The sequence below is a fragment of the Curtobacterium sp. APC 4022 genome (genome assembly GCF_030407555.1).
In the GTDB taxonomy this organism is placed as follows: domain Bacteria; phylum Actinomycetota; class Actinomycetes; order Actinomycetales; family Microbacteriaceae; genus Curtobacterium.
The window spans coordinates 1-11352 of sequence record NZ_JASDDD010000076.1; the positions used below are offsets into that span (position 1 = coordinate 1).

Genomic DNA, 11352 nt, shown 5'->3' on the forward strand with positions numbered 1-11352 from the left:
ACGCTTCTGACCAGACCACTCGAACGCACCAGTGATCCATCCACGAAAGGGAACCAGCAATGGCAAAGCAGTCCATCTTCGGCCGCATCTCCACGCTCGTCCGGGCGAACATCAACCAGCTCATCGACAACGCCGAGGACCCGCAGCTGATGCTCGACCAGCTCGTCCGCGACTACTCGAACAACATCGCGGACGCCAAGAGCGCCATCGCGCAGACCATCGGCAACCTCCGCCTGCTCGAACAGGACAACGACGAAGACGTCCGCGCCGCCCAAGAGTGGGGCCAGAAGGCCGCGAACGCCTCGACCGCAGCGGACCGGTACCGCGCCGAGGGCAAGGCCGCCGACGCGGACAAGTTCGACAACCTCGCCAAGATCGCGATCGGCAAGCAGATCGCCGCCGAGCAGGAGGTCAAGGACAACGCCGCACCGCTCGCCACCCAGAACGAGCAGGTCGAGAAGCTCAAGCAGGGTCTGGCAGGCATGGAACAGAAGCTCGAAGAGCTCCGTTCGAAGCGGAACACCCTGGTCGCCCGTGCCAAGACGGCGGAAGCCCAGTCCAAGGTCAACGACGCCCTCGGCAACATCGACATCACTGACCCGACCAGCGACCTGGCCCGCTTCGAGGAGAAGGTCCGTCGTGAAGAGGCCAAGGTCATCGGGCAGCAGGAACTGCAGGCGTCGAGCCTCGACGCGCAGTTCGAGAGCCTCGAGGACGTCGGCCGTGACGCCGAGGTCGAGGCCCGTCTCGCCGCGCTGAAGTCCGGCGGCCCGACGGTCTGACCGCGACTGCACCGGACGACGTCGGACCCGCCTGACAGACTGACACGATGCGCTTCATCGTGGTCGGTCAGTGGCAGGGTTCGGCGTCGTCCCGTGCGATGCGGCTCGCGGACGGAGCAGCCGCCGTCGCTGCGGACCTGCCCCGGACGGCGACCACCACGATCGACGTCCCGACCGGTGCCGGCGACCGGCTGGACACGGCGGTCGCGCGGTACACCTCGGTGCTCACCGTCTCGGGGTCCGTCGCCGAGGAAGCCGGGGTCGCGACCGAACCGGTCCTGGTGATCGGCGGCGACGGGTCCAGCGTGCTCGGTGCTTCCGTCCTCGTCGGACCGGACACGGCCGTCGTGCGGCTCTCCGGGTCCAGCGGGTTCCGGGCGCTGAACCGGGCCCAACCGGTGGCTGCGGAGACGGCCGCCCTGCGCCTCCTGGTCGACCGCCCCGCCGACCTGTTCCCGGACCTGCCCGTCGTCCGGGCCGCCTCGGTGGTGGTCGCGGGCACCCGCGGCACCGAGTCCGCCGAGGCCGCGGCACTGGACCGCGCCGGCATCACGCACCTCGACGTCGACGCTGCGACGCCGGACGCCCTGCGCGGAGCGGTCGAGCGCACCGGCGCCGACAGCGTGTTCGTGCACGTCGACCTCGACGTGCTCGACCCGTCGGAGGTCGACGGGCTGCTCGAGCCGGTCCCCTTCGGCATCGACGGCGCCGCCCTCGTCGCCCTCGTCCAGGCGGCCACGGCCGGACGACGCCTGGTCGGCGCTGCCCTGACCGGGTTCGCACCGGTGGACCCGAGCCGCGCGGTCGAGGACATGGGCGTCATCCTGCGGGTCGTCGGTGCCCTGTCCACCGCGGCACGCTCGGCCTGACCGGTCCGACGCGACGGGTCCTCCACACAGCGCACCGCTCCCGGCTGATGCCCGCCCGTCGGCGGCTACGCTCGGCCACATGACGGACTACGACCTCATCGTGATCGGAGCCGGCGCTGTCGGCGAGAACGTGGCGGACTACGCCCACAAGCGCGGCCTGTCAGTCGCCGTGGTGGAAGCCGAACTCGTGGGCGGTGAGTGCTCGTACTGGGCGTGCATGCCGTCGAAGGCACTGCTCCGCAGCAGCCACGCGGTCGCCGCAGCCAAGCGCCTGGGTGGCGCGAAGGAAGCCGTGACCGGTGACGTCGACGCCGCCGCCGTGCTCGCCCGACGCAACTCGTTCACGAGCAACTGGGACGACGCGTCGCAGGTGCAGTGGCTCGAGTCGGCCGACATCGCCCTGATCCGCGGCCGCGCCACGATCACCGGTGAGAAGACCATCGAGGTCGACGGCACCGCGTACACGGCGCACGCGATCGCCCTGGTCACCGGCTCGGTGCACACCCTGCCGCCGGTCCCGGGTCTCGCCGAGGCGAAGCCGTGGGGCACCCGAGAGGGCACCAGCGCGCAGGAGGTCCCGGAGAGCCTGCTCGTCATCGGTGGCGGCGTCGCCGGCTCCGAGCTCGCGACCGCCTGGGCCGCCCTCGGCGCGAAGGTCACCCTGGCCGCCCGCCACGGTCTGCTCGGCGGGATGGAGCCCTTCGCGGGCGAACTCGTCGCCGACGGCATGCGCGAGCTGGGCATCGACGTCCGCACCGGCGTGAACCCCACCCGCGTCGACCGTGACGAGCACGGCCTCGTCACCACCACCTTCGACGACGGCACGACCCTCGTCACCAGCGAGGTCCTCGCCGCCACCGGCCGCGCACCCGGCACCGAGCACCTCGGTCTGTCCTCGGTCGGGCTGACCGACGGCGAGTGGCTCGACGTCGACGACACCATGCTCGTCACCGGCACCGACTGGCTGTACGCCGTCGGCGACGTCAACCACCGCGCACTGCTCACCCACCAGGGCAAGTACCAGGCCCGTGCGGCCGGCGAGGTCATCGCGGCACGCGTCCAGGGCCGTCCGGTGCACGCCGAGCCGTGGGGCGCGCACGTCGCCACCGCCGACCACGCGGCGGTCCCCCAGGTCACCTTCACCGACCCCGAGGTGGCGAGCGTCGGCCTCACGGAGGAGCAGGCCCGTCAGCAGGGCATCGACGTCCGCGCGGTCGAGTACGACCTGGGCAGCATCGCCGGCTCGGCACTGCAGGCGGACGGCTACACCGGCCGCGCGAAGATGGTCGTCGACGAGTCCCGCGGGGTCGTCGTCGGGGTCACCTTCGTCGGCCAGGACGTCGCCGAGATGCTGCACGCGGCCACCGTCGCCGTCGTGGGCGAGGTCCCGCTCGAGCGCCTCTGGCACGCCGTCCCCGCCTACCCGACCATGAACGAGATCTGGCTCCGCCTGCTCGAGACCTACGGCCGTCCCGAGTAGCCCGTGCGGAACCCGCTCATCGCCTCGCCGGTGTCCCGTGCCGGGTGGCTCTTCGCGACGGCCGTCGGCCTGGCGATCGGCCTGCCGCTGTCGACCGGCCCGGTCCGGGTCGTCGACGGGTTGATCGTCTGCCGGGGGCTGCCGCGCTGGGTGTTCCGGCGTGGCGGGACCTGCGTCGGCTCGGTCTACCTGACGCGGGACAACGACGGCGACCGGGTCCTGCGGCACGAGCGCGTGCACGTCGAGCAGTGGCGCCGGTACGGCATGCTCATGCCGCTGCTGTACGGCGTCGCCGGGCGGGACCCGCTGCGCAACCGCTTCGAGGTCGAAGCCGGCCTGGAGGACGGCGGCTACCGCTGAGCCGCGCTGCCGGAGCGGCCCGTCGCGCGGCGCCGCCCGGCCACGCACAACGGGAACCGGCCCGAACCACGGCATCCCGTGGTTCGGGCCGGCTTCCGTTGTGCGACGCCCATCCGCGCCGCCGACCTGCGGGGCCGATGCGCGCCGCCGAACCGCGCGCCGCGGCCCGGCTCAGCGCGCGCGGCGCGGGACGACCAGCGGCGTGCCGGTCTCCGGGTCGGGGACGACCACGCACGGCAGCCCGAAGACGTCAGCGACGAGCTCCTCGGTGACCACCGACTCCGGCGTCCCCTGCGCCACGATGACGCCGTCCCGCATCGCGATCATGTGCGTCGCGTACCGGGCCGCCTGGTTCAGGTCGTGCAGCACCGCGACGACCGTCCGCCCGGCGGCGTGCAGCGTGGATGCCAACTCGAGCACGTCGTACTGGTGCGCGATGTCGAGGAACGTCGTCGGCTCGTCGAGCAGCACGATGTCGGTCTGCTGCGCGAGCACCATCGCGATCCAGACCCGCTGCCGCTGCCCGCCCGAGAGCTCGTCGACGCCACGGTCGGCGAGCCCCACGATGTCGGTCTGCGCCAGAGCGGCCTGCACGACCTGGCGATCGGTCCCGCTCGAGGGGTGCAGCAGGTCCTGGTGCGGGAACCGTCCGCGCGACACCAGGTCCCGCACGGTGATGCCGTCCGGGGCGATCGGCGTCTGCGGCAGCATCGCGACCCGCCGGGCGACGGCCTTCGGGCGGTACGACGTGATCGGTCGGCCGTCCAGGTACACGGTGCCGGCCGACGGCTTGAGCGTCCGCGCCAGGGCCTTGAGCAGTGTCGACTTGCCGCACGCGTTCGGCCCGACGATGACGGTCAGTTCGCCGTCCGGGACGTCCACGTCGAGGTCGTGCACGACCACGCGGTCGTCGTAGCCGAGCCGGAGTCCGCGGGCACCGAGCGCCGTGACGGGGGCCTCCGGTGTGAGGACCGAGGCAGGGCTCAACACTCCGCCTTGCCGTGCCGCCAGTACCCCATGAACGCGACCTGCTTGCGGTCGAGCCCGACGCTCCGCACGAGGTGGCGGCGGAGTTCCTTGACGCAGCCGGCCTCCCCCGCGATCCAGGCGTACACCGGCAGGTCGTCGTCCTCGCGCGGGACGTCCCAGAGCACCTGCTGGTCGACGTCCACGTCAGCCAGTTCGGCCCCGGCGGCAGCACGGCCGGCGACGACGAGCGGGTCCGGGGCGACGGTCGAGGCCCAGGCGTGCACGTGGTCCGTCATCCGGGCTCCGTGCGACGCGCCGTTCCGGGCGATCCAGCGGACCTCCACCCCGGCGGGCGCGGAGACCGGCAGCCGGTCGGCGTCCGTCGGGACCTCGATGAACACGTGGCCGACGGCGCTGACGTCGAGCGCTTCGAGGATGGCGCAGATGGCCGGAGCGGCGGTCTCGTCCCCGGCGAGGAGGATCCGGTTCGCGGACCCCGGCGAGAACTCGGCGGCACCGGAGGGCAGGTCGGCCGGCGACTCCGGCATGCTCGGGCCGACGATCCGCAGTTCGTCGCCGACGCGGCAGGCCGACACCCAGCGGGATGCCGGGCCGGCGTCGCCGTGGGCGACGAAGTCGATGTCGAGCTCGTGGGCGTCCGGCCGGAACGAGCGGACCGTGTAGGTGCGGATCGGGTTGCGCGTTGCGTCCGGCAGGGCACGCCACGCCGCGAACCAGTCCTCGCCCTCGGGCAGGTCGGAGAACCCGTGCCCGTCGAGCGGCAGCAGCACCTTGATGCGCTGGTCGAGACCGACGGCCGAGAAGTCCGCGAGCTCGTCGCCGGTCAGCGTCACCCGGACGAAGTGCGGGGTGAGCGACGAGACGGCTGCCACACGGACGGAGAAGACGCGGTACCGGGCTGCCACCCCTCGAGTATGGCATGCCTTACCTAAGGAGAACAGGGCGCGTCGCACTGCGACACTGGTCGGGTGTCCGAGCACGATGACGAATTCGCCGACGTCCCCGCCCTGGCGGCCGCGAGCGGCGTGACCGAGCCGCTCCGCGCCTCCCGGCAGGAGGTCCCGACCGACGGTGGGACGGTCTCCGCGATCCGCTGGTCGCGGACCCCTCCGCCGACGGCCGGACGGGAGGCCCGGATCGCCTACCTGCACGGGCTCGGCATCGACGCCCACAGCTTCGACCAGACCGCGATCGCGGTCGACCAGCCGGCCGTCGCCCTGGACCTGCCCGGCCACGGCCGATCGGACTGGCGGGCGGACGCGGACTACGCGGCGACCGCGACGGCACCGACCGTCCTCGCCGCCCTGGACGCCCTGGACGTGCCGCCGGGGCTGGTCGTCGGACACTCGCTCGGCGCGATCCTGTCGGCACGACTGGCTGCCCTCGCGCCGGAGCGGGTCACCGGCCTCGTGCTCGTCGACATGTCGCCGGACTTCGCGCAGCGGGCGGTCGACCGGATCGCCCGGGCGCTGGAGTCCGAGGAGTCGTTCGGCAGCCTCGACGAGGTCGTCGAACGGGCGATCGCGGCCCGGGTCGGCGGGGACGAGGCGACGCTCCGCCGCGAAGCACGGCACTCAACGCGGGTCGGCGCGGACGGTCGACTCGTCCGGCGACACCACTTCCCGCACCTCGGCGGCCGGATGTCGTCCGTCGGGCGGTTCGCGGACGCGTGGCCGGACCTCGAGCAGCTCGACGTGCCGCTCCTGCTCGTCCGCGGCGACCGGGGCTACGTCTCCCCCAAGCTGCACCAGGCGTTCGCCGAGCGCCTGCCGGACGCATCAATCGTGACGGTGGAGTCGCGGCACGCCGTGCAGACGCAGGCGCCGCTGCCGCTCGCCCGGGCGATCCGGGAATGGGCTGGCGAACACGGTTTGTTGGATGGCGTTGAAGAACCCCCTGCGACTTCGTCCGAGACCTGACACCGCCGACGCCCGAGCGCCCGGTAGCCTCGTCCGAGCGCCGCCGACGACCGTCGTCCCGGCGCCTCCGATCCGGCCCTGCACCGGATCGATCCGGCCCCCGACGGGGTCGGCTCCGGGAAGGAACCCAGCATGCGCCCGCTCCACCGCACCGCCCTCGCCGCGGCAGCCCTCGCCGTCGCGACCTCGGTCGCCCTGGCCGGCTGCTCCGGCGGCTCCGACGACACCCGCGGCGGCGCCGACGCGACGGTCCGGGTCGGCCTGGTGCTCGAACCGACGAGCCTCGACATCCGCACCCAGTCCGGCAACGCGCTCGACCAGGTGCTCATCGACAACGTCTACCAGGGGCTCGTCGGGCGGACCGCGGACGGGAAGGTCCGCGACGTGCTGGCGTCCTCACACCAGGTGTCCAGCGACGGCCTGACCTACACGTTCACGCTCCGGGACGGGGCGACGTTCCAGGACGGCAAGCCGGTCACCGCGAAGGACGTCGTCTGGTCGCTCGAGGACGTCAAGGCGCACGAGTCCTACGTCGACGCGGACGACCTCGCCTCGGTGAAGACCGTGGCTGCGACCGGGGACGACACCGTCACGCTGACCCTGGCAAAGCCGGACTCGGACCTGCTCTGGAACCTCACCGGCCGGGCCGGGCTGGTCCTCGAGCAGGCCGCGGACAACGACCGGACGAAGACCGCGAACGGCACCGGGCCCTTCGAGGTCGCCAGCTGGAAGCAGGGCGACTCGCTCACATTCCGCCGGAACCCGGACTACTGGGGCGCGAAGGCGAAGGTCCAGAAGGTCGTCTTCCGGTACATCACCGACCCGTCGACGGCCGTCAACGCGATGGCCGGCGGGGACCTCGACGTCGAGACCGCCGTCGACGGCACGTTGAAGAGCCAGCTGCAGGGCACCTCCGGCGTGACGCTGCACACCGGCAAGACGACCGACAAGTACACGCTGGCCTTCAACGACCAGAAGGCGCCCTTCACCGACATCCGCGTCCGCCGGGCGATCCGGCAGGCCATCGACCCGAAGGCCGTCATCAAGGCCATCGGTGGCGGCGGGGTGGAGCAGGGCGGTCCGATCCCCGCCCTCGACCCCGGCTACCAGGACCTGACCGACGTCGACGCGTACGACCCGGCCGCGGCGAAGAAGCTCCTGCAGCAGGCCGGCGTGACGAAGCCGACCCTGACCCTGACCTACGCCAACGTGTACCCGACGGCGATCGGTGACGTCCTGACCTCCGAGCTGGCCGACGTCGGCATCACGCTCAAGGTGCAGCGTGTGGACTTCGCGACCTGGCTCGACTCGGTCTTCAAGAACAAGGACTTCGACCTCAGCGTGGTGAACCACACCGAGGCGCGGGACTTCGGCAACTGGGCGAACCCGGACTACTACTTCGGGTACGACAACGCCGAGGTCCAGCGGCTCTACGCGGCCTCGGTCGCCACCACCGACCAGACCGAGAAGGTGCGGGCCCTGCAGCAGGCGGCGAAGATCGTCAGCGAGGACGCCGCGGCCGAGTGGCTGTACACGGCGACCACCACGACGGCCGTGCGGGACGGCGTCACCGGGTTCCCGTTCGACAGCACCACGACCCGCCTGGACCTGGCGGACCTCGCCGTCTCGTAGCATCGGACTCGTGACCCGATTCCTCGTCGGGCGGGTGCTCCTGCTCGCCGTCGGACTGCTCGTGGCGAGCCTGATCGTCTTCGCGACGCTCCGTGTGCTGCCCGGCGACGTCGCGCAGGTCGTCGCCGGCGCCGAGGCGACGCCCGCCCAGGTCGCCGCGCTCCGTGAGCAGCTCGGGCTCGACCGTCCCGTCGTGCTGCAGTACCTCGACTGGATCGGCGGCCTGTTCCGCGGTGACCTCGGCGACTCACTGGTCACCCGGGGCCCGGTCGCCCCGGAGATCGCGCAGAAGCTCGCGGTGACGCTGCCCCTCGCCGGCATGTCCCTGGCCGCCGCACTGGTCATCGGCGTCCCACTCGGGGTCCTGGCTGCGGTGCTCCGCCGTCGACCGGGAGGTGCCGTGATCTCCGCCGCCGCGCAGGCCGTCGCTGCGATCCCGGTCGTCTGGGCCGGCATGCTGCTCGTCGCCCTGTTCGCGGTGACCCTGCACTGGCTGCCCGTGCAGGGCTTCCCGCTCGACGGCTGGGACACCCCCGACCGGGCGTTCGCCGCCCTCGTGCTCCCCGCGCTGACCATCGGTGCGGTCGAGGGGGCCGTCATCCTCCGCTTCACCCGCTCCGCGACGCTGTCCGTCCTGGACGCCGACCACGTCCGGACCGCGGCGGCGATCGGACTGACGAAGAACCGCGCCCTCCTCCGCCACGGCCTGCCGAGCGTCGCACTGACCGTGCTCGCCGTCCTCGGTGTGCAGATCGCCGGACTGCTGGTGGGCGCGGTCGTCGTCGAGCAGCTGTTCTCGCTGCCCGGGGTCGGCCGCATGCTCGTCACCGACGTCGGCCGCCGCGACATCACGAAGGTGCAGTCCGAGCTGCTCGTGCTCACCGGACTCGTGCTGCTCGTCGGGTTCGCCGTCGACGTGCTGCACCGTGTGCTCGACCCGCGGCAGCGCGAGGCCGCGTCGTGACCGCGCTCCGCCGACTGCTCCGGACCCCGACCGGACTGTTCGCCGTCGTCGTCCTGGGGCTGCTCGTCGTGCTGGCCGCGGTGTCGCTCGTCTGGACGCCCGAGAACCCGTTCCGCACCGACCCGTTCCACCAGTGGGAGCGTCCGAGCGCCGCGCACTGGTTCGGCACCGACGGGGTCGGCCGCGACATCGCCAGCTACCTGCTCGCCGGCACCCGGACCACGCTCGTCGTCGCGGTCGGCGCCGGCGTCATCGCGAGCGTCGTCGGCATCGTCCTCACCGCGATCGGTTCGCTCACCGCCCGCTGGGTCCGTGAGGCCACCGCGGTGCTCCTCGACGTCCTGGTCGCGTTCCCCACCCTGCTCACCGCGATGCTCCTCACCGCGGTGTACGGCGGGTCGCTCGGCGTCGTCGTGGTGTCCGTCGGGCTGGCGTTCGGCGTCACCATCGCCCGTGTCGCCCGCGGCGAGATCCGCCGCATCGCCCGCAGTGACTACGTCGTCGCGGCCCGGGCGTCCGGCGTCGGCCCGCTCGGCGTGCTGTTCCGCCACCTGGTGCCGAACGCGGCGCCGCTGTTCACCGTGCAGCTCTCGCTCGCGATGGCGACAGCGGTCCTCGCCGAGGCCGGACTGTCCTACCTGGGCTACGGCGCCGACGCGGGCACGGCCTCGTGGGGTCGGCTGCTGTCCGACCTGCAGACCTACATCGGGGTGCACCCGTGGAGTGCGACCTGGCCGGGAGCGGCGATCGCGATCGTCGTGATGGCGCTGTCGCTGCTCGGGGACGCCGTGCGGGACGCCACCGACCCGCGGCTGACGACGAGCCGGCGGGGGCCGGACGCGGCGACCCCGACCAGCACCGGCACCGTCGCCGGGACGGAGGGGATCGCATGAGCGACGAGACGGCAGCGCCCGGCCTCGACGTCCGCGGGTTGACGGTCCGGATCGCGGGGCGGACGGTGCTCGACGACGTGACGTTCGCCGTGCCTCCCGGCCGACGCGTCGGCGTGATCGGCGCGTCCGGGTCGGGGAAGTCGATGACCTCGCTCGCCCTGATGGGCCTGGAGCCCGCCGGGGCGACGGTCACCGGCAGCATCCGCCTGGACGGCCGGGAGCTCGTCGGTCTGCCCGAACGCGAGCGTGCCCGGACCCGCGGTGCGGCGATCGGGATGGTGTTCCAGGAGCCGGGCACCGCGCTCGACCCGCTCCGCCGGGTCGGCAAGCAGATCGTCGAGCCGCTCCGGCTGCACCGCGGCCTGGACCGGCGCGCCGCTGCCGAGGCCGCCGTCGGACTCGCCCGGGACGTCGGCCTGCCCGACCCGGAACTGCTGCTCCGGCAGTACCCACACCAGCTGTCCGGTGGGCAGCGGCAGCGGATCTGCATCGCGATGGCGATGGCCGGCGAGCCCGCGTTCCTGGTCGCGGACGAGCCGACCACGGCGCTCGACGTGACCACGCAGGCCCGGATCCTCGACCTGTTCGAGTCGCTGACGGCCTCCCGGGGTACCGGCATGCTGTTCGTGACGCACGACCTGGCGGTGCTGTCGCGGATCGCGGACACGGCGGTCGTCCTCGAGGCCGGGCGCGTCGTCGAGCAGGGCCGCGTCGCCGACCTGCTCGCCACGCCCGGGCACCCCGCCACCGTGGCGCTCGTCGAGGCGGCGCGCGCCACCGCCAGGAGGACCTCGTGACCGACCCCGACCCCGACCCCACCGCGCCGGCACTGGTCGGCACGGACCTCCGCCGCACGTACCGGCTACCCCGCCGCAGCCCGTTCGAGCCCGGCGCGGTCCGCACCGCCGTCGACGGCGTCGACCTGACCGTCGCGGCCGGATCACGGCTCGGGATCGTCGGCGAGTCCGGGTCCGGCAAGTCGACGCTCGTCCGCCTCCTCGCCGGACTGGAGGCTCCCACCACCGGCACCGTGCACGCGTCGGGTCGCCTCGTGGACGCGCGGGCATCGGCCGCGTCCTCGCGCTGGTTCCGTCGGGAGACCGGCATCGTGTTCCAGGACCCGGTCGCCTCGCTCGACCCGCGGATGCGCGTCGGCGCGATCGTCGCCGAACCGCTCCGGGCGCTCCGGGTCGCGGGCGACCACCGGGCGATGGTGGCTGCCGTCCTGGAACGGGTGGACCTGCCCGCGGACGCCGCCGACCGGTACCCCCACGAGTTCTCGGGAGGGCAGCGGCAGCGGATCGCGATCGCCCGGGCGGTGGTGCACCGGCCGCGGATCCTGTTCGGGGACGAGCCGATGAGCGCCCTCGACGTCGTGGTCCGTGCCCGCGTGATCGACCTGTTCCGCTCGTTCGTCGACGACCTCGGGGCGACGCTCGTGCTCGTGTCGCACGACATCGGCG

12 protein-coding genes are annotated in these 11352 nt (G+C 73.0%); 10 read left to right on the plus strand and 2 right to left on the minus strand.

The annotated features are described in order from the left end of the window. Window positions 1–59 precede the first annotated feature (59 nt). The 4 genes from QL987_RS16005 to QL987_RS16020 all read left to right on the plus strand — a co-directional run bounded on the left by QL987_RS16005 (window position 60) and on the right by QL987_RS16020 (window position 3491). Window positions 60–782 carry a PspA/IM30 family protein gene (locus tag QL987_RS16005; protein ID WP_111073635.1) on the plus strand — a complete coding sequence of 241 codons (723 nt, stop codon included), beginning with the start codon at window positions 60–62 and terminating at the stop codon, window positions 780–782. A 47-nt stretch (window positions 783–829) separates the two neighbouring features. Continuing rightward, a complete protein-coding gene (locus tag QL987_RS16010) occupies window positions 830–1651 on the plus strand; it encodes an arginase family protein (RefSeq protein ID WP_290158621.1) in 822 nt (273 codons plus the stop codon). A 79-nt stretch (window positions 1652–1730) separates the two neighbouring features. Further along, window positions 1731–3131 (plus strand): NAD(P)/FAD-dependent oxidoreductase, encoded by a 1401-nt coding sequence (locus QL987_RS16015; protein WP_290158622.1) that lies wholly within the window; start codon window positions 1731–1733, stop codon window positions 3129–3131. 3 nt (window positions 3132–3134) lie between these two features. Continuing rightward, window positions 3135–3491 (plus strand): Fe-S oxidoreductase, encoded by a 357-nt coding sequence (locus QL987_RS16020; RefSeq protein WP_290158623.1) that lies wholly within the window; start codon window positions 3135–3137, stop codon window positions 3489–3491. A gap of 171 nt (window positions 3492–3662) precedes the next feature. On the opposite strand, the gene QL987_RS16025 is transcribed toward QL987_RS16020, so the two are convergent. Both QL987_RS16025 and QL987_RS16030 read right to left on the minus strand, forming a co-directional pair. Next, a complete protein-coding gene (locus QL987_RS16025; protein WP_111073639.1) occupies window positions 3663–4478 on the minus strand; it encodes an ABC transporter ATP-binding protein in 816 nt (271 codons plus the stop codon). After that, window positions 4475–5386, minus strand: coding sequence for a siderophore-interacting protein (locus QL987_RS16030; RefSeq protein ID WP_111073640.1), 912 nt, complete (start codon window positions 5384–5386; stop codon window positions 4475–4477). The genes QL987_RS16025 and QL987_RS16030 overlap by 4 nt, the downstream gene beginning before the upstream one ends. 63 nt (window positions 5387–5449) lie before the next feature. Here QL987_RS16030 and QL987_RS16035 point away from each other — a divergent pair, with 63 nt between their 5' ends. The 6 genes from QL987_RS16035 to QL987_RS16060 all read left to right on the plus strand — a co-directional run. Beyond that, window positions 5450–6400: an alpha/beta hydrolase gene (locus tag QL987_RS16035; RefSeq protein WP_290158624.1), complete on the plus strand. Its 951-nt coding sequence runs from the start codon at window positions 5450–5452 to the stop codon at window positions 6398–6400. A 132-nt stretch (window positions 6401–6532) separates the two neighbouring features. Continuing rightward, a complete protein-coding gene (locus QL987_RS16040; protein ID WP_290158625.1) occupies window positions 6533–8032 on the plus strand; it encodes an ABC transporter substrate-binding protein in 1500 nt (499 codons plus the stop codon). A 10-nt stretch (window positions 8033–8042) separates the two neighbouring features. Further along, complete coding sequence (locus QL987_RS16045; protein WP_290158626.1) at window positions 8043–8996, plus strand: ABC transporter permease; 954 nt, start codon at window positions 8043–8045, stop codon at window positions 8994–8996. Then, window positions 8993–9889, plus strand: coding sequence for an ABC transporter permease (locus QL987_RS16050; RefSeq protein WP_290158627.1), 897 nt, complete (start codon window positions 8993–8995; stop codon window positions 9887–9889). Before QL987_RS16045 ends, QL987_RS16050 begins: the two co-directional genes overlap by 4 nt. Continuing rightward, on the plus strand, window positions 9886–10686 hold the full coding sequence (locus QL987_RS16055; RefSeq protein ID WP_290158628.1) for an ABC transporter ATP-binding protein: 801 nt from the start codon (window positions 9886–9888) through the stop codon (window positions 10684–10686). The genes QL987_RS16050 and QL987_RS16055 overlap by 4 nt, the downstream gene beginning before the upstream one ends. After that, a partial coding sequence (locus QL987_RS16060) for a dipeptide/oligopeptide/nickel ABC transporter ATP-binding protein (RefSeq protein WP_290158629.1) occupies window positions 10683–11352 on the plus strand: 670 nt, incomplete at its 3' end. The genes QL987_RS16055 and QL987_RS16060, both read left to right, overlap by 4 nt.